This window comes from Bradyrhizobium sp. Kon10 (assembly GCF_055807395.1).
Map to the genome: position 1 here is coordinate 1 of NZ_JBVVOZ010000444.1, position 230 is coordinate 230.

Consider the following 230-nt stretch of genomic DNA (forward strand, 5'->3'; position numbering starts at 1 on the left):
GATCGCCATGACTTCTTCCGGATACCCTGCGCGCCACGATGCACTATCCCTTTTTGTTGGCCACTTTCTTGGCCGCCGGTTTTTGGGCCGCCGGTTTTTTGGCCGCCGCAGGCTTTTTGGCAGGTGCCGCCGCTTTGCGGAAGGGCTTTCTGCCGCCGTTGCCACCCTTGGCTTCCTTCTCGGCAATCAGCGCCACCGCGTCCTCGATTGTCACCGACTGCGGGTCCTTG

The 230-nt window shown here is 61.7% G+C and carries 1 protein-coding gene; it reads right to left on the bottom strand.

Annotated elements, in window-relative coordinates; translation table 11 throughout:
• Window positions 1-43: 43 nt before the first annotated feature.
• On the bottom strand, window positions 44-230 hold a 187-nt coding region (locus tag AC0L2O_RS37690), incomplete at its 5' end, for a hypothetical protein (RefSeq protein WP_473373306.1).